12 protein-coding genes and 1 pseudogene are annotated in these 17,121 nt (G+C 49.1%); 8 read left to right on the top strand and 5 right to left on the bottom strand.

What is annotated here, in order from left to right; all coding sequences use genetic code 11:
* The 4 genes from pheT to J0895_RS09950 all read left to right on the top strand — a co-directional run.
* Nucleotides 1-1,820: phenylalanine--tRNA ligase subunit beta (gene pheT / locus J0895_RS09965; protein WP_207087947.1), on the top strand; the 1,820-nt coding region annotated here is incomplete at its 5' end.
* Between the two features lie 383 nt (nucleotides 1,821-2,203).
* Nucleotides 2,204-2,473 carry a YciI family protein gene (locus J0895_RS09960; RefSeq protein ID WP_242541179.1) on the top strand — a complete coding sequence of 90 codons (270 nt, stop codon included), beginning with the start codon at nucleotides 2,204-2,206 and terminating at the stop codon, nucleotides 2,471-2,473.
* Nucleotides 2,474-2,789: 316 nt separating this feature from the next.
* The gene (locus J0895_RS09955; protein ID WP_207087946.1) at nucleotides 2,790-5,087 is read left to right on the top strand and encodes a serine/threonine phosphatase; all 2,298 of its coding nucleotides are present in this window, start codon (nucleotides 2,790-2,792) and stop codon (nucleotides 5,085-5,087) included.
* Nucleotides 5,088-5,169: 82 nt separating this feature from the next.
* The gene (locus J0895_RS09950; RefSeq protein WP_207087945.1) at nucleotides 5,170-6,417 is read left to right on the top strand and encodes an FHA domain-containing serine/threonine-protein kinase; all 1,248 of its coding nucleotides are present in this window, start codon (nucleotides 5,170-5,172) and stop codon (nucleotides 6,415-6,417) included.
* Nucleotides 6,418-6,533: 116 nt separating this feature from the next.
* Here J0895_RS09950 and J0895_RS09945 read toward each other — a convergent pair whose 3' ends face one another.
* The 5 genes from J0895_RS09945 to cimA form a co-directional block, all read right to left on the bottom strand.
* Entirely contained in the window at nucleotides 6,534-6,755 is a 222-nt protein-coding gene (locus J0895_RS09945; RefSeq protein WP_207087944.1) for a DUF4327 family protein, read from the bottom strand.
* A 1,150-nt stretch (nucleotides 6,756-7,905) separates the two neighbouring features.
* On the bottom strand, nucleotides 7,906-9,519 hold the full coding sequence (locus tag J0895_RS09940; protein ID WP_207087943.1) for an NB-ARC domain-containing protein: 1,614 nt from the start codon (nucleotides 9,517-9,519) through the stop codon (nucleotides 7,906-7,908).
* 164 nt (nucleotides 9,520-9,683) lie between these two features.
* Complete coding sequence (locus tag J0895_RS09935) at nucleotides 9,684-9,827, bottom strand: hypothetical protein (RefSeq protein ID WP_207087942.1); 144 nt, start codon at nucleotides 9,825-9,827, stop codon at nucleotides 9,684-9,686.
* The gene (locus J0895_RS09930; RefSeq protein WP_207087941.1) at nucleotides 9,799-10,884 is read right to left on the bottom strand and encodes a DUF3419 family protein; all 1,086 of its coding nucleotides are present in this window, start codon (nucleotides 10,882-10,884) and stop codon (nucleotides 9,799-9,801) included. Before J0895_RS09930 ends, J0895_RS09935 begins: the two co-directional genes overlap by 29 nt.
* A 488-nt stretch (nucleotides 10,885-11,372) precedes the next feature.
* A complete protein-coding gene (gene cimA / locus J0895_RS09925) occupies nucleotides 11,373-12,992 on the bottom strand; it encodes a citramalate synthase (protein WP_207087940.1) in 1,620 nt (539 codons plus the stop codon).
* Nucleotides 12,993-13,438: 446 nt separating this feature from the next.
* Between cimA and J0895_RS09920 the strand changes: the two genes are divergently transcribed.
* The 4 genes and pseudogenes from J0895_RS09920 to psb34 all read left to right on the top strand — a co-directional run bounded on the left by J0895_RS09920 (nucleotide 13,439) and on the right by psb34 (nucleotide 16,791).
* A complete protein-coding gene (locus tag J0895_RS09920; protein ID WP_207087939.1) occupies nucleotides 13,439-13,777 on the top strand; it encodes a 2Fe-2S iron-sulfur cluster-binding protein in 339 nt (112 codons plus the stop codon).
* 209 nt (nucleotides 13,778-13,986) lie between these two features.
* Nucleotides 13,987-15,015: pseudogene (thiO, locus tag J0895_RS26735) on the top strand (glycine oxidase ThiO); the annotation flags it as partial.
* Between the two features lie 144 nt (nucleotides 15,016-15,159).
* Nucleotides 15,160-15,966: a thiazole synthase gene (locus J0895_RS26730; RefSeq protein WP_422894322.1), complete on the top strand. Its 807-nt coding sequence runs from the start codon at nucleotides 15,160-15,162 to the stop codon at nucleotides 15,964-15,966.
* Between the two features lie 645 nt (nucleotides 15,967-16,611).
* A complete protein-coding gene (psb34, locus tag J0895_RS09910) occupies nucleotides 16,612-16,791 on the top strand; it encodes a photosystem II assembly protein Psb34 (protein ID WP_207087937.1) in 180 nt (59 codons plus the stop codon).
* Nucleotides 16,792-17,121 lie beyond the last annotated feature (330 nt).

Raw genomic sequence — 17,121 nt, 5'->3', positions numbered from 1 at the left:
ACGAATCCAAAGCCTGTCCTGCCTATATTGGCACGGAAATCACTGGGGTCAAAATTGCTCCTTCTCCCCTGTGGTTGCAGCAACGTCTCCAAGCTTCCGGGGTGCGCCCAATTAATAATGTGGTGGATGTCACCAATTACATTCTGTTGGAATGGGGACAGCCGTTACACGCTTTCGATCGCGATCGCCTCCAAACCCTCGCCGGAGGAGATTCCCTCACTCTCGGCGTCCGGTTTGCCCAATCTGGGGAAACTTTCAAAACCCTGGACGGTCAAACCCGCACTCTGCAAGCCCAAAATCTCTTGATTACGGCGAATAATCAGCCGGTGGCAATTGCTGGGGTGATGGGTGGGGAAGAAACTGAAGTTTATGAAGGGACTGAGAATTTAATTTTAGAGGCAGCGTTGTTTGACCCGCCAGCAGTGCGGCGATCGTCTCGCGCTGTGGGGTTACGCACGGAGTCCTCGGCGCGGTATGAACGGGGGGTGAATTATGCTGGGTTAGAAACGGCCTGCGATCGCGCGATCGCCCTGTTCCACGAACTCGCAGGCGGTACCCCCGTCTATCAAAAAATTGCCGATGCTCGTCCGGAAGAATTGCGCGTCGGGGGTGCAGTCCAATCCATAGAACTGCGCCGCGATCGCGTTAATCAGGTTCTCGGACCTGTGAAAGCTGGGGAAGGCACCGGAGAATTACAAGCAACGGATATCGAACCGATTTTCACCGCCTTGGGATGTACCCTCACAGAGACTACCCCCGGTCAAGTCTGGTCGGTGCAAGTGCCGCCCTATCGGGCTCGCGACTTGGAACGGGAAATTGATTTAATCGAAGAAATTGCCCGTCTTTATGGGTATGACAAGTTCTGCGAAACTTTACCGACGCAAAGTGCTGCCGGTCAGCTTGGACCAGAACAACAGGCAAGGCGAGATTTGCGATCGGCCTTCCGCAGCGCCGGTTTAACGGAACTGATGCATTACTCGTTAGTCAAAGCCGAACAGGAGAATCAAATTGCTTTAGCCAATCCCCTGTTTGCCGAATATTCAGCCTTACGGACGGAAATGCTCACGGGGGCAATTGATGCATTTCAGTATAATTTAGCCCAAGGGAATGGTCCTCTGAATGGGTTTGAACTGGGTCGCACATTCTGGAAAGATAGTGCAGGACTGAAGGAACAAGAGGCAGTAGCCGGAATTCTTGGCGGTGACTCGACCGTAGGCCGCTGGGTCCGCAGTGGTCGGGAACAGCCGATGTCCTGGTATGAGGCGAAAGGGATTCTGGAAAGTGTCTGCGATCGCCTCGGACTGGAGATTTCCTATCGTCCTGAATCCGCTGCCTATCCCACCCTGTTACACCCGGGACGAACTGCTTCCCTGTGGTTGCAGGACCGGGCAGTCGGGGTCTTCGGACAACTCCATCCCCAACTCCGTCAAGACCGAGAATTACCTGATGAAGTGTATATCTTCCAGATGGAGTTACAACCCATTTTGGATATTCTCACAAAAGATACATTCGGACGTAAGTTTAGCGCTTACTCCTCCTATCCGTCATCAGACCGGGATTTGGCTTTCTATGCGCCGGTTGAGGTTGCTGTGGGTGATCTCACTGGGGTGATGAGTCAATCTGCTGGGTCTTTATTGGAGTCCGTGCAACTGTTTGATGATTATCGGGGACAGAATGTGCCGGAAGGACAACGGAGTTTAGCCTTTCGCTTGGTATATCGGGCCAGCGATCGCACCCTCACCGATGACGAGATAGAACCAGCCCATCAAAAGGTTCGGGATGCCTTAGTCAGCCAGTTTGCCGTGAGTTTGCGAAGCTAATCGGCTCTATTCCCGGGGGCATATTCCCCAAAACCAACCGTCGGGGGTTCATACTCCCGACCTTCTGTTAGACTTCCCTATTCCTGGGGATATAACGATCCATTTGTCAACTGACTCTAACAGGACTTACGCAGCAATATATTGTAGGGTGGGCACTGCCCACCTTACTCCTGTAGGTGGGCAGTGCCCACCCTACAATTGCGGTTAGGCTACAAGAGAGAACAGACTTACGCAGCAATATATTGTAGGGTGGGCACTGCCCACCTTACTCCTGTAGGTGGGCAGTGCCCACACTACAATTGCGGTTAGGCTACAAGAGAGAACAGTTCTTTGACAACCGGATTGGGTATCATTTGTCAACCTCTACTTTCCCAAATTAAACGATGCCAAAGTATGTGATGTGGGGCAGCTACTGCGAAGATGTTCTGGAAAAACGCGCCCCTTATCGACAAGCCCATCTGGATGGAATTACCGCCCAAAAAGCAGCCGGTTTGGTGATTACCCTGGGTCCTACCCAAGATATTACCAAATTGTTTGGGATTTATGAAGCCCCCGATGAACAAACCGTCCGCTTGGCAGTCGAGGGTGACCCATATTGGAAAAATGGGATTTGGACCGAATACGAGGTCAAGGAATGGATCCAAGCATTTTAAGGTTACTGCAAGGGGAGTTTTTTAGGAAAACCGCTGAACAAGTCTATAAAAACTAGCCATGTTAAGGTGGTAAATTTAATGACGAAAAATCGTTGTTTCATGTAGGGGTAGGGTCTCCAAACCCTCTGATCTGATGTAGGGGTAGGGTCTCCAAACCCTCTTGAGGCTAGAAAATTGGGAAACCGTTGGAGTGCGAGCATCTTGCTCGCTGTTGAGGACACAATTTCAATGGTGAACAGCTTATCCTAAATTAAGATGCGATCGTTAAAAATCCGGGTTGATTAAAACTCTTAAATTTCTGAACTGGAATATTACTATGCTTGTCTGCCCTAAATGCCATTTCGAGAACCCAAACTCCCACAAGTTTTGTCAAAAATGTGGGATGTCCCTAACCCATAAATCCTGTGGGGAATGTGGAGTGCCGGTGCTTGCCAGTGATTTAAACTGCCATAATTGCGGTGCGATCACGGGGCAAATTTGGCTGGCGATCGTCGATCGCCAACGAGTACCCGAGGGTGTGGATGTTGCCGAAGCGGTTGATGCTTCAGCGGTTGAGGAATCCATATCCGTGGCAGCAATGCCGACGGTGGAAATGGCTGTGGGGTCAGTTTCGGAACCCATAGAAACTGATATCCCGGAGGAATCGGAGATGGAACCCGAGGTAGGGACAGAGGAAGAACTCCCCGAGGCGATCGCCTCTGAGACTTCCTCTGAGACTTCCGAAATTGATACCATCGCCAGTCTGTCGGAAGTGGTGGAACAAATCCAAGAAAGTGCAGAACCCTCGGAAACCCTGGAGATTGAGGCAGAAGTAGAAACCCCAGAAGTCGCCACCCTGGAGGAATCCTCAGAGGAGACAGAACCGGCAATAGAACAGACGGACCTGGATATTCCTGAGACTCCGATTTCTGAAGAACCCTCCGAAGTGGACATCCCTGCGGCAACAGCATTAGAAATCCCAGAGGAAACCGACGAAACCGACGAGATTCTGCCTGCGGGATCCTTTTTAGACCCAGAGGAACGCTATCAACTCTTGGACGATTTGCCCTTAAATCAACTCAACCCGGGGGAAATTCAGGTCAAGGTACTCGATTGCATTCCCTTGCAACAATCTCCCCTATTCGCCTTGAGTTCTCACCCTGTAGAAATCCCCGATCGCATGGATAATCCCACTCCGGCGATCGCCCTGGCAATTCCGGCGATCGCCAAAGCGTATCTGGCCCTCCACTCCCAATTTTACTCGATGGTTCCAGCTATCCATGATGCATGGCACTGGGACGATTGCCGGGTCCTCCTCTTAGAAGACCGTTCCACCCAACCGGCCCTGATTGAATATGTCCAGACGAACCCGATCCTGCCCTCCCAAATTGTCCATTGGTTGCAGGAAGTGACGGAACTCTGGACTGCATTAGAACCGTGGCATTGTCGGCAAAGTTTACTGGAACCGCAAAATCTTCGCCTGGATGTAGAAGACCACATTTTGTCTCTGCAACGCCTGTATCTCGACTTGCCCGATGTAACCCCGACTTTCACCGCAGTGGGGCAGTTTTGGCAAACTCTCTTGAGTTCAGCGCAACTGACAACCGAGACAGAAGAGGATGAGATTGCTGAGTTACAACAGGTGGTGACGGAATTAGCCGAGGCGGAGTTGGGCAGTTTGGAAGGACTGCGATCGCGCCTAGAAACCCTACAATCTAAACTCCAACCGGAAATCATCCCTGACCCCCAATCTGACCCGATTTACCTTGGAGCAATTTCAGATAACCTGGAGATGGACGATAGTCCGACAATGGTCATGCCGATTCTGTTAGAAAGCCTCGAAGCATCAGGACAGACAGATATTGGACGGCAACGCACCCATAACGAAGACGATTTTGGCATTGAAACCCAAGTCAAGCAGCGTCAAGGTGCGAGAGCGTTTTCAACCCAGCACAAGGGACTTTACATTCTTTGTGATGGCATGGGGGGACATGAAGGCGGGGAAATCGCCAGTGCCTTAGCGGTGGAAAAGCTGCGGGAATATTTCCATCGCCATTGGCAGAATAGCTTACCAGATAAAGATGTCATTTCCACCGGGGTTCTGTTTGCAAATCAGGCGATTTATGACCTCAACCAAGCGGAACAACGCGGGGGCAGTGGGCGGATGGGGACAACCCTGGTGATGGTGTTAGTTGAAGATCAGAATGTCGCAGTTGCCCATGTGGGAGATAGTCGTCTCTATCGCTTTACTCGCACTCAGGGATTGCAGCAAGTTACGGTGGATCATGAAGTGGGGCAACGGGAAATTCAGCGCGGTGTGGATCCGGAAACGGCCTACTTGCGTCCCGATGCCTACCAACTCACCCAGGCGCTGGGGCCTCGCAATGAGGATTTTGTCAGCCCCGATGTGAAGTTTTTGAAGATAGAGGAAGATACTTTATTGATTCTGGCTTCTGATGGTCTGACGGATAATGATTTGTTAGAGACTCACTATTTGACTCATGTCGAACCCCTCCTGAATGCAGAAATGCCGTTAGAACCTGGGGTTAAGGCGTTAATTGAGTTAGGGAATCAATATAACGGTCACGATAATATTACAGCGATCGCCGTCCGTGTTCTGGTCGGGGAACGGTAAATCCCCGCGTACCGAAAGCCGGGGTTTTGGCTTTCGGTACGCCTGTAGATTCTGCTTCGATCAGGTTTAAGACTAAGTTTCTATGATGTTTCGAGGAGTTGCCGAAGTGGTTACTCTGGTTTTGGTAGACGACACGAATTCTCCGATTAAACAGTGGCGGTTTGACAATCCTGATGTGATTCGCATTGGCCGATCGCCGGAACAGAATGATCTAGTGCTTGATGATCCGGTCGTGTCTCGCCTGCATTTGGAGTTACATCTGACCCAGGATAGCACTCACGGCACAGTCTGGCAGTTGATCAATTATGGGACCAATGGCACGTTTGTCAATGGTCACCCGGTAGAGCGATCACGCCTCAGTCATGGGGCGCTGATTCAGTTAGCCCGAGGAGGTCCACTGTTAAAGTTTATCCTGGAACCCTCCGTTTCTCGGGCGGCCCCGGCAGCCCCGACAGCCCCGGTGGCCCCGGTTTGCACTCATGCCAATAATCCCCCCGATACCCTGTTTTGCATTCACTGCGGCGCGCCGATTCATGTGGAACGTCAGATCCGAGAGTATCAAATTTTGAAAACTTTGGGTCAAGGGGGAATGGGGACGACTTATTTAGCATTCGTTCCTCCGGAGGAAAACAATCCCCGGCCTAAAATGTTGGTGTTAAAGGAAATGAATGCGGATATGACCCGCATTCCCAAGGCAAGGGAGTTATTTGAGCGGGAAGCACGGATCCTCAAGGGGTTGAATCATCCCGGAGTACCGCAGTTTTATGATTTTTTTGTGGATGAGGGCAAAAAATATCTGGTAATGGCGATGATCCACGGTCAGGATTTAGAACAGCGGGTTTATCAGCGTGGTCCGGTTGTCTTATCCCAGGCGATCGATTGGATGATTCAAACTTGTGAGGTATTGGAGTATATTCATGGCCAAAGTCCGCCCATTGTTCACCGGGATATCAAACCAGCTAATTTGATGGTGCGGGCTGTGGATAATCGAATTATCGTCCTGGATTTTGGGGCGGTTAAGGAAATTGGCACGCCCTTGGGTACTTGCATTGGCGCACCAGATTATACGGCACCGGAACAGAACCGAGGTGAGCCATTAACTCAGTCGGATCTTTATGCGATCGGTGCAACCTTGATTTTTTTACTGACTGGGGAGAGTCCTCAGAAGTTTTTTGAGCTTCGCGGTTCGGGCTATGGGTTTAACCTCAAAGGTGATCCGCGCATTACTCCGCAAGTCCGAGAGACGATTGAAAAGGCGACCGAATCCAAACCGAGCGATCGCTATCAAACCGCTGCCGAACTAGCGAGGGCTTTATCCCAGTGCTTATAAATAGGGCGGTTCGGGAGGACAGATGAGCGAAAACCCTCAGCTTTAGCTGGGCTAAACGATAACGGATCAGGCGATCGCTCCTCTGTTTTTTTCCGGTTATCCTGATTTATAAGTTTCTAGTCGTCTTCTTCCCAGGTTTCTACCGCTAACAGGTGAACCACTGGATCTTTCATTGAAAAGCCAAATTCAAGTAATTCTTTTTTCCAGTACGCCCATTCATCTCCATAGAGAAAGGCGATTTTCCAGAGGCTATCTGTGGGCTTGAGGATTTTTGATTCTACTAACGATCGCACCTGACGCTGTAATTTATCCATCGAGTGACAAACCTGCTGGGTCATAATACCTCTTTAATTTTCCAAAAACTTCTAACAACATACAATTGCTTTCCAATCTTTTTACCATACTTCGCAAGGTTTTATTCGCCATCCTCGTAGAGTTGACGGTGGATTTTTGCTAGACGGCTATGCCGTTCCAGCGCGAAGTTGGGGATTCCCGCTTCCAGACCTTTTTAAAAAAGTGCCGGCATTTTTTACCATGAGTTTCAGCTAGTCAAGTTCGTTAGACCGTCGAGTCGAGTCGGTTTGGCATCGGCCTTGACACACTTCCTGCCGAACAGGGTATATAATTCGGAGATTTGCCGGGTTTTTGTAAACCCCCTGAAGCTAAGGAAACGTTTTGAACCATTGGAAAGTCCTTTCTTTTTGCTCTAGCCGATATTCTAGGTCAAGGGGAGGAATGATCATCGGTTCTCGACTATCAAAAATGTCGAGCCACGCTATCTTCGCTATCTGGATTGAGCGGCAATCCCCAACTTTAGATTAGTTGAGTGCCGGTTCGGAAAAATCCTAGATTCGGTAATCGGTTGGAAAGCTACTTTATATCTTTTATCGTAGCACGCTACTTTTGGCAAGTCTATTTTTGATTTTTTTTACGAATCGCCTAATTTCGGATACCGGAGGGCCTTTAATCTGATTCTCGATTCCTGCGGTTAAGCTTGCCCGGGATGGCGATCGCATCGATCCGAGTCAGGTGGGAGGCGCTTTCTTCCGAGTCAGAAAGTCTCCACATTTCGGGAATGATTAAACTTGTTGGGGCTACCTACAACAGTCAGTGGCGAGATTGGCTTCCTACTGTATAGCCAACCAATCACCAGGGCGATCGCAGAGGGTCGAAGTCGAACTTCTTGAGCGGTGAGATCGCTTTGGCGCTTGCTATGGGTACGGAATTGGGTTTGATTTTTATTGTTGAGTTTTTTCTCTACTAAAGTAGTTTATCACAAATTTCCCAAATTGTTTGCCATGATTGGGGAGAAACTGCTTAACTCAGACTCTGGATGGGACCTTAGCCCTCCCCGATGTCTTGGTTCGGGAACTGAAAGTAGATGCATCACACAAAAATAGACGGGTAACAAGGCGAGATGCTGCCCCCTTCTCTGTGTCTTGGGGTTGGCGGGTTGTCGGTTGTCTGTTTCCTGTGAAGCGCGATCGCTTATTTTTTCTCCGGTTGGAGGGATTTCAGGAGACTCTTGACATTTTCACGGCTATAGCCAATTTCTAGGCTCGGTTCTCCTTGCAAGAGGGTGTCAATTTGGGTTAAATAATCAACGATTCGACTTTCACTCCTAATCGTGCGTCGGAGGCGATCGCCCAGGGGTGTAATTATATGATAGAGTTGTTCTTGTTGAACCTGGGGTTCTGCCTCCGGTTGCACAAGAGCATGGCTGCGGAATAGCAAAAATTTCTCTAGTTTTTTGGTATTAAAAACCTCCTGTAATTCATCAAAAAGTTGAGTCATCAAAGCGGTGGTTACATATTCCAACAAAACCGGCGGTAGGGAGAACAAAGCACAGTCAGGGTTGGCTGTTTTTTCAAGCAGCGATCGCCGTCCCAAAGAAGCCACCGCTTCTAATAATTCCGGCAACGGCACCGGCAACAACATAGTCTGACGTAGACGCTCCAAGGATAGAGGTTGACGCTCGATCGCCAGCCAATAGAGAATTTCTTTTTCTAATCCAGACAAGCGACTGCACTGTTGGGCGAGCAACTCCCCGATTTCCCCAAATACTAACGTACCCTGTTTCAGAAATTCCGCAACTTGGCCCCCAAATAATTCTTGAATCGTCCGAGCTGCAATTTTCAGTTCTAAAGGATTGCCTCGATATAGGTCAAATAAATTAGCCCAAGCGGGTTCTACAATCAATCCTTTATCTTTTAAAATTTGAGTAGATGCCTCGGCATTTAAACCCATTAATTGTAGAGAGCGAACGGGTAAATAATCCCCTTCTTGTAAACTGATTTCCTTGGGATTTTCCCAACTGGTCATCAGCAAACAGCTCTTGTGGGGTTGGCACGACAGTCGTTTAAAAAAGTCTCCATAGTCTTCATAACCGTCCCGATACTGTCCCGAGAGTTCACCCCCTTGTAAAAGGGTTTCCACACCATCCAAAATTAATAAACAGCGATGATGGCGACAATATTCCAGGAGTAGGGAGATTTTGTCATGGAGTTCCGGAACCGCATAAGCGCCCTGATGTGGGTAGAGCAATTTGAGTAGATTATCCAGGAGGTCACTCAGCAGCGGACTGTGATGCAAATTTCGCCATAACACCGTATCAAATTGATTTTGGATTTGGTGAGCTAGTTTGACTGAAAGTGCAGTTTTGCCTATCCCTGCCATCCCCAAAATGGACACCACCCGGCACTCTTGCTCTAAAATCCACTGTTCCAGAGTGGCGAGTTCCAGATTTCGCCCATAAAAAATCGAACTATCCGGGGCCTCGCCCCAATCATAGATGGATTTAACACAAGAGGCAGACCCATTATGGAGTCCGTTACTGTTCAAGGTTATCCCAGACTGATGGTTCTGATATTCGCTGACGAGAATTTGTTGTAACTTGGCCATTTTACCGGGTCCAGCGCCCCCGATTTTAAATTTTTTGTACACTTCACCGAGTCGTTTGCGGACCGCTTCAGGTCGAATACCCAGGTTAATTGCGATCGCCGAGATCGATTCACCATGAAGCGCATAAGATAATACCTGAATTTCTGAGTCCGACACGCCCCGTTCGACGGTTACCACTTTTAAAAATTCTTGCGGAATCACAGCAGTTCTCTCACCCTTATGTAACGACGACTGTTGCCTTGGTCTTAGATGCAAATAAGTGAGTTTTTGTTCACTCCCAATTTTATCTCGCTTCAGTGAGAAAACAATCGAACTGAGGAGAATTTTCCTCACTAAAAAGAGTTTATGGGCAGGGACCTCGGACTTCACAGCCGTCCAGAGTGGGTTAAGTCGGGGGCCAGGGTTTCTAGGGGCAGACAATTTCTGGCCCCCATCACCCAGTCAACTACAGGTTCATACCTAACAGCGATCGCCACATCATTAGGCAAACCCCACCACCACCTCTTCATAGAGATAAGAGCGTTCCATCCCTAGTAATCTAGCGCTCCATTCCCGATCCACCTGCAATGACTGGCCCATCAGCGCCCCTAAATCATAATTGCCCTTGAGTCGGCGTCCAATTAACGCCCCACCAGGATTTAACTGTTGCGTGATTGTGGCGATCGCCCCCGTTAACTCATCCGGTGCCATCCCATCCCCGAAATTTGACATAGAAATCAAGTCAAATCCGCCCGCTTGACCCAGTTCCACGACTTTTTCTAAAAACTGACCGCTATGCAGTTTTAGGCGGTGAGTACCAAGGGCCAAAATCGTCCCTTGGGCAAGACCTTGTAAATAAACCGGGACCCCTTTTAACCCCTCAGCGTAAGAGTTGGCAAACAGTTGGGTCATAAAATAATTTTCTTGGGGAGGCATCTTATTCAGGGCCACCGCCAACCTCTGAGCAAAATGCTCCCCAAATGAAAGTCCCTGCCACTCCTTCACCGGAATTTCCCCAAAAATATTCACCAATTCCTCGGGGGTGAAAATCGACTCAACTAGATCTTGCCACCCGGGATGAGCAAGACTCTGTGCTGGATCATGAAGCGGATCCAACCCCAAAGCAGAAAATTGGGCCGATAACTGGGTCGTCAGGGTCTCAAATCGGCCCACCTGATTGATTCCCTGGACAATCTGTTCGAGTCGAGCATCCCAGAAAGATAACGTCGCTTCCGGAAGATAGGGCCGCAATTCTTTGTAGAGGTCCAGTCGTTCTCGCTCCCTCGTGGTGCGATCGGCCCCAATCAGCGCCATCTGGTCAAATAACGGTAAATGTAGCAATGCCTGACGGCGCAACTCCACTAAATGCAATTGCGCCGGATTGCTATCCACCGCCTCAATTTGTCCCACCATCGGCGACGCCAACAAACTCAACGCCGTGCAACCCCCTGAAGCGACCACTAAAACTCGTAATAAATTTTCCTGGCATTCTCCCAACCTTTCCACAACGGAAAGTTCGATGCGAGGATCTTCGGGAACCTGAGAAAAACTGATTTCAGAAGCAGTGGAATTTTCTAAGCGCTGCATGAAGGCTAAAATCCTAGACGATTAAGAATCACTCTATTATTATTCCAGTCCCTGGCAACCCACGGAGCATTTGTGACAGTTTGACAATTGACTGTTCTGGTGATTCTCCCTCTTAATTTATTCTCTATCCAGAGATAGATCCCAAACCGGGCAACCGTCATCAGGTGAATAACCCATTTTTGAGATCTGAACAAGTCAGCCACATTTTAACAACTCGGGGATATTTTCCCGAATTTAACAGAATTCAAATGACGATTTTCCCCGGATTTAAAAGTTTGGTATTCCCTAAACAAACAATAATCAACTCTTATAAACAAGCGGGTGAGCATCTCTGTGGGTATTCCCTAAACAAACAATAATAAAAAAAAAGGAGGAGTAGGGTGGGCATTGCCCACCGGCACAGAAAGGTGGGCATTGCTACTTCTAAAGGCGATTAGCCCACCGGCACAGAAAGGTGGGCATTGCTGAAACCCGATGGCTTTTACCCCCTAAGACATCGTTACCGCTTCCTTGACTAGGTTTTGCAGAATCAACCCATATTCTAATCCTTCCACCACCGCTTGATAAGATGCTTCAATAATATTAGTAGAAACCCCCACCGTTGTCCAGCGTTGCTGACCATTGCTTGATTCCACTAAAACCCGAGTTTTGGCTGAAGTTCCGGCTTTGCCATCCAGAATTCTGACCTTATAATCCGTGAGTTGGAAGTCCGCTAAAGCGGGATAAAAATTAACTAAAGCCTTCCGCAGGGCTGCATCTAAGGCCGAAACTGGACCATTGCCTTCAGCCGCTTCTAAAATATTGTTGCCATTAACCCCAACCTTAACCGTTGCCAGAACATTGGTCATGCCTTCGAGTTGTTCGCAATGGACGTGAAAGCCTTTAATTTCAAAAAATTTCTGGCGATCGCCTACCGCTTCATGCATTAACAATTCAAAACTTGCTTCCGCTGCCTCAAATTGATACCCCTGATTTTCCAACTCTTTCAACTTATCCAAAATCTGCCGACATTTTGGATCTTTTTTATTCAGGTCAATGCCAAAGTTTTCCGCTTTTGCCAAAATATTACTCATTCCCGCTTGGTCAGAAACCACAATCCGGCGCTTATTGCCGATTAATTCTGGTTGCAAATGTTCATAAGTCAAAGGATTACGCTGAACCGCAGAAACGTGAATTCCTCCCTTATGAGCAAAGGCTGAAAGTCCCACAAACGGAGCATGATCATCCGGGGCAAGATTGGCTACTTCGCTGATATATCGACTGGTTTCGGTGAGTTTAACCAAGTGACTTGGGTCGATGCAATCATAGCCCAGTTTAAGCTGGAGATTGGGAATTAAAGAGCAAAGATTGGCATTGCCGCAGCGTTCGCCATAGCCATTAATGGTGCCTTGAACCATTCGCACCCCTTCCAGAACCGCAGTTAAGGCGTTGGCAACGGCTGTTTCTGCATCATTATGGGTGTGGATGCCAAAATTGATGGGGATATCGGTATTTTGGCGGAGAGTTTTAATCACGGTCCCAGTGATTTGGCTGATTTCATGGGGGAGAGTGCCGCCATTGGTGTCGCAGAAAACAATCCATTCTGCACCTGCGGCGATCGCTGTTTCTAGGGTTTTGAGTGCATAGCTGGGATTGTGTTTGTAGCCATCAAACCAGTGTTCCGCATCATAAATCACCTGTCGTCCCTGACTCCGCAAAAACTCAATAGTATCGCGGATCATCTCCAGGTTTTCTTCCAGAGTAGTCTGGAGTCCTTCAATCACCTGAAGATCCCAAGATTTGCCAAAAATCGTCACCCAGCGCGTCCCTGCGGAGAGAATCGGCTGTAACATGGGGTCCTCTGCCGCCGTTTTTCCCGGACGACGGGTGGAACAAAAGGCGACTGCTTCAGCGTTTTGCAGAGGTTCTTCTTGGAGTCTCCAGAAAAATTGTACATCCTTGGGATTGGCCCCAGGCCATCCGCCTTCGATAAAAGGAACCCCCAGGCGATCGAGGCGGTGAGCAATTCGCAATTTATCCTCGATGGATAGAGACATCCCCTCGCGCTGGGAACCATCTCTTAAGGTGGTGTCGTAGATCCAGATCCGGTTGATGCTATCTGCGTTCATAGTTTTGGTCGTTGGTTGTTGGTCATTGGTTGTTGGTCGTTGGTCGTTGGTCGTTAGAGAGGGGAGACCCCCATCCTTACAACAGTAGGGTTTTTACGAACGGTCCCCGGACCTTGGCAAGGGGAGGGTTAGGGTGGGGTCCTCCTGACGAGGCTTTGCCACGTCACACACCCTTCCCTTGGATGCGATCGCACCTGTATAGAGGCGGGTGCCAACCTCTTTCTTCGTGACTCAGGCGATATAGCCTCACGAGGACACTCCACCCACCGATTCCACGCGCAAGTGCGATCGCACGTCAACGAAGACCCCACCCTAACCCGGACCTTGCCAAGGTCCGGGGACCGTTCATGAAAAACCTACTATTGTAAGAGACCCCATCCTCCCCATCTCCCCTATCTCTCCAAAAAATGTCAAAATAGAGAGTGGAAAGTTCGGAGTCAGTTGAGATGCCAAAAGTAGAAGTTGCGGGAAAGACCTTAGAGTGCGATCGCGGTGCCAATCTCCGGCAGGTTTTGTTGGACAATGGGATTGACCTGTACAATGGCAAGGCAAAATTGATTAATTGTCATGGCCTTGGCAGTTGTGGAACTTGTGCAGTGGAGATTGAAGGGGAAGTCTCGGATCCTAACTGGCGGGACCGAACTCGGCGATCGCTCCCTCCTCATTCTCCCTCAAAAAATCTCCGATTAGCTTGTCAAACCCAAGTTTTAGGTGATGTAAAGTTGACAAAATATGACGGCTTCTGGGGACAAGGGGAAAATCCGGTCTGGACAGCATCAGGTTAAGGCTCAAAAGACATTGAGTATTAAGAATTAATAATTTAAGGGCAGTTTTTTCTCACCGGAGCAAAGCATTTGTCTAAATTATAGAGCGGGAGAGTTCGGATTCATTTAAAGTCCATGGAGTGCCATATCCTGGAAATTTTAAACTAATATTCAAGATTGAAACTTGACAAAAACCCTTGGGTTATAAAAAAAATTACCTTAATTTTTTAATGAAGACATCAAACGACATCATTGTTATTGGCGGTGGCATTATCGGTCTATCCATTGCCATTGACCTGAAACTGCGCGGGGCATCGGTGACGGTTTGTGCGCGATCGTTGCAGGAGGGGGCAACTTATGCGGCAGCGGGAATGTTGGCCCCGCAAGCTGAGGCGATTCCTGCCGGACCGATGCTGGATTTGTGCTGGCGATCGCGATCGCTCTATCCCGACTGGATTAGCAAAATAGAAGACATCAGCGGCATCTCGACCGGCTATTGGCCTGGGGGTATCCTCGCCCCGGTTTATGAACCCATCCCACCGGGAACAACCGGACCGACGGACTCAGAATTGACCGCCACTTGGGTTGACAAATGTCACCTAGACCTGTACCAACCGGGTTTAGGTGAGGCAGTTGTGGGGGGGTGGTGGTATCCCGAAGATGGACAAGTGGATAATCGCGCCCTTGCCAACGCTTTATTAAAGGCAGCTAGAGAATTGGGAGTTGAGATTCGCGAGGGCGTAATCCTTGAGGGGATTATCCAGCGACAACAGCAGGCAGTCGCCTTGCGAACCAACCAGGGAGAATTACACGCATCCCATTATGTCCTGGCAACCGGGGCCTGGAGTCATCAACTCCTGCCGATTCCAGTTCATCCCAAAAAAGGACAGATGCTGTCGGTGCAAGTCCCGGTGAACTCCCCAGTACCACCTCTAACTCGGGTCTTATTTGGTCCAGAAACCTACATCGTTCCTCGACGGGATGGCCGGATTATTATCGGTGCTACCAGTGAGGATGTGGGGTTTACGGAGGGTAACACTCCAGGGGGAATGAAAGTCTTGTTAGAACGGGCGATGCGACTCTATCCGGTTCTGGCCGATTATCCCATCAGTGAATGTTGGTGGGGATATCGACCGGCGACTCCGGATGAATGGCCGGTTCTGGGTGCGAGTATGACGGCCAATTTAACCTTTGCTACGGGTCACTATCGCAACGGAATTTTACTGGCACCGATTACCGCTTCCCTGATTGCGGATTGGATTCTCCAGGAAAATACGGATCCCCTGCTGCCGCAGTTTAGTTATCAACGATTTTTTACGTCATCTCCCCAACTTAACGCATCTCCCATGAGTAATTCCCTCACCTACGCCACCGCCAAACCCTCTGTCCCGTCTCCTGACTCTTTGTTAGAGCAGTTAGATCAACCTGTTACCATTGCGGGGCGATCGTTCCAGTCGCGGTTGATGACGGGGACTGGCAGATATCGAACAATGGAGGAAATGCAGGACAGTATTATCGCCAGTGGTTGTGAAATCGTCACGGTGGCGGTGCGTCGGGTCCAAACTAATGCACCGGGACATGAGGGATTAGCGGAGGCGATCGACTGGTCTAGAATCTGGATGTTGCCTAATACTGCCGGATGTCAAACCGCTGAGGAAGCGATTCGGGTGGCGAGATTGGGTCGGGAAATGGCAAAACTCCTCGGACAAGAGGAGAATAATTTTGTCAAATTAGAGGTGATTCCAGACCCGAAATATCTGTTACCGGACCCGATCGGAACGTTGCAAGCGGCGGAACAATTAGTTAAAGAAGGGTTTGCGGTGTTGCCTTATATTAATGCGGACCCGATGTTAGCCAAACGGTTAGAAGAGGTCGGCTGTGCTACAGTGATGCCCTTGGGGTCACCGATTGGGTCGGGACAGGGAATTAGTACCGCTGCGAATATTGCGATTATTATTGAGAATGCTCAAGTGCCGGTGGTGGTGGATGCCGGGATTGGAGTGCCTTCGGAAGCGGCCCTAGCGATGGAGATGGGGGCGGATTTGGTGCTGATTAATAGTGCGATCGCCCTCGCCAAAAATCCCTCAGCAATGGCCCGGGCGATGGCCCAAGGGGTAGAAGCTGGTCGTCTGGCCTATCTAGCAGGTCGGATTCCGGTGAAATCTGCCGCCAGTGCCAGTTCTCCCCTCACGGGCACGATCGCCCCTTGATACACCGTAAATCGCTACCGGCTTTAGTCCCTAGCCCTGTCAAGTTTCTTGTAGGGGCGCAATGCGCAGGCCCTCTGAATTGGTGCCTCATTTAATTACGAAAAATCGTTGTTTCTTGTAGGGGCGCAATGCGCAGGCCCCTACGATAAATACACCTTGACAGGGCTAGGTTGCCATCCTTACTCCCTCCCGTAGCAAAGTACAGTGAGGCGTGAGATAATTTCCCTTGATTATCCACCGGATATCAACAGGATAAAATATATACATGATTGGGTAATTTTGTCAAGATTTTTGATGAATATTTATACTCTATATGAACCGTGAGGCAGTTTCCAACCCTCGATGTGAAATAAGCCCATCGTTAAGTAGAGAAGTTTCCTTAAAATGGGCTTAGGGAAATGATTGGGGCATCGGGGAGAGGTTTTATTCCACAACGGATATAGTCCAAGCTATATAACCCTAAAGACAGGGCTGTGTTCCCGGAGGTTTCGGGGAGATGGGGTGGATGGGGGAGATAGGGAGGAACGAGGATGGGACCCAACCCAGTAGTCACCTTCCATAAAATTGATGATGATCTCGGGATCAATCTTTCCCGCCATCTGATAGAGTAAAATTAGGTAGGTAGAAAGACTGAGGTTTTAAGAAATGCCCTATAGCGAAGATGAAGGCGGATTGCTCAATAATTTTGCAAAAGAGCCGAAAATGTACACCGCCACCCCTCCAACGACCACGGAAAAACGTAATTACGCGGTCCAGGCGGTTTTTGGCCTTTTATTAATCACAGGTTTATTGGTCTTAGCTGCCTTGATTTCTAACGTCAGCTAATTAGAACAGCCTTTTTAAACCTTGTTTACGAACATCCGGAGACGACTGAATTCGTGACGTTGAACGAATCCGGAGACGACAGAAGTCGTCACTACGAACAAAGCAGGAGATGACTGAAGTTGTTTCTGAATGTTTGTAGTAACGACTTCTGTCGTTTCTTCTGAAAATTTGTCCGGACGATCGCCCAAGAATTATAGAGCGGGAGAGTTCGAGAGGGGAGCAAAACCCACGTCTTTTAAGCGTGGGATGTAGCGAACCCTTTCGCGCCCATGTTAATGGGCAGAGTCTTGTTCTGTGGGGTTAGGCAGTTGGTCTATCCAATCTTCGATT

Origin of the sequence: Phormidium pseudopriestleyi FRX01, assembly GCF_017313335.1 — a bacterium.
Taxonomy (GTDB): Bacteria; Cyanobacteriota; Cyanobacteriia; order Cyanobacteriales; family Laspinemataceae; genus Laspinema; species Laspinema pseudopriestleyi.
The sequence above is the reverse complement of the archived record's forward strand: the minus strand, read 5'-3'. Positions and strand labels throughout refer to the sequence as shown.

What these genes read in the sequence shown, in the direction of transcription:
- cimA (WP_207087940.1), bottom strand. Translation starts at nt 12,992, where the DNA reads ATGAACGCAGATAGCATCAACCGGATCTGGATCTACGACACCACCTTA.
- J0895_RS09950 (WP_207087945.1), top strand. Translation starts at nt 5,170, where the DNA reads ATGATGTTTCGAGGAGTTGCCGAAGTGGTTACTCTGGTTTTGGTAGAC.
- J0895_RS09930 (WP_207087941.1), bottom strand. Translation starts at nt 10,884, where the DNA reads ATGCAGCGCTTAGAAAATTCCACTGCTTCTGAAATCAGTTTTTCTCAG.
- J0895_RS09935 (WP_207087942.1), bottom strand. Translation starts at nt 9,827, where the DNA reads ATGAAGAGGTGGTGGTGGGGTTTGCCTAATGATGTGGCGATCGCTGTT.
- J0895_RS09920 (WP_207087939.1), top strand. Translation starts at nt 13,439, where the DNA reads ATGCCAAAAGTAGAAGTTGCGGGAAAGACCTTAGAGTGCGATCGCGGT.
- J0895_RS09955 (WP_207087946.1), top strand. Translation starts at nt 2,790, where the DNA reads ATGCTTGTCTGCCCTAAATGCCATTTCGAGAACCCAAACTCCCACAAG.
- J0895_RS09960 (WP_242541179.1), top strand. Translation starts at nt 2,204, where the DNA reads ATGCCAAAGTATGTGATGTGGGGCAGCTACTGCGAAGATGTTCTGGAA.
- J0895_RS09945 (WP_207087944.1), bottom strand. Translation starts at nt 6,755, where the DNA reads ATGACCCAGCAGGTTTGTCACTCGATGGATAAATTACAGCGTCAGGTG.
- psb34 (WP_207087937.1), top strand. Translation starts at nt 16,612, where the DNA reads ATGCCCTATAGCGAAGATGAAGGCGGATTGCTCAATAATTTTGCAAAA.